Annotated in this window: 1 protein-coding gene; it reads left to right on the forward strand. The window is 30.9% G+C overall.

Annotated features, from left to right (window positions below; translation table 11 throughout):
• The coding region (locus AC4PRO_RS18185; protein ID WP_492118400.1) for a Fic family protein at positions 1–696 on the forward strand (696 nt) is incomplete at its 5' end.
• Positions 697–776: the final 80 nt, after the last annotated feature.

The raw sequence follows: 776 nt of genomic DNA on the forward strand, positions 1-776 counted from the left end.
GAACATGACCGAGTTAGTGGAGAACCAATGCCAGAACATATTTCAGCAAAATGGCAAGATGTCGAAAAATTGATGGACGGATTAATTGCAACTTATAAAAACATTGAAGAAACTGGCTTTAATGCTGTTTTGGCAGCTGCAAAAATAGCCTTTGGATTTATTTTTATTCATCCTTTTGTAGATGGCAACGGAAGAATACACCGATATATAATACATCATATTTTAACCAAAATGCAATTTGCACAACAAGGAATAATCTTCCCGGTGTCTGCTTCTATTTTAAATCATATTGACGATTATAGAATCGTATTAGAATCTTATTCACATCCATTATTGGACTTTATAGAATGGAAAACTACAGAATCTAACAATGTAGCGGTATTGAACGAGACAATTGATTATTACCGCTATTTTGACGCAACAAAACAAGCAGAGTTCTTATTTGATTGCGTTAATGATACTATTGTAAATGTAATTCCCAATGAGGTAAACTATCTACAGAAATATGATGCTATGAAAAAATATTTGGATGATATTTTTCAAATGCCAGACAAAACAGTTGCATTACTAATTCGGTTTTTAGAACAAAATAATGGGATACTTTCAAAAAGAGCTCTAGAAAAAGAGTTTAATGTCCTATCTGAAATTGAGATAAAGGAAATTGAAGAAAATTACAATTCAATTTTTAATAATTAATTTTCATCACCACACTAGCTAAAACTTGTTTTAACAACCTTTTTAGCCATACTATTTCGACAAATAAAGGAGTGACGAAA

This window comes from Flavobacterium sp. DW-iso2, assembly GCF_058725285.1.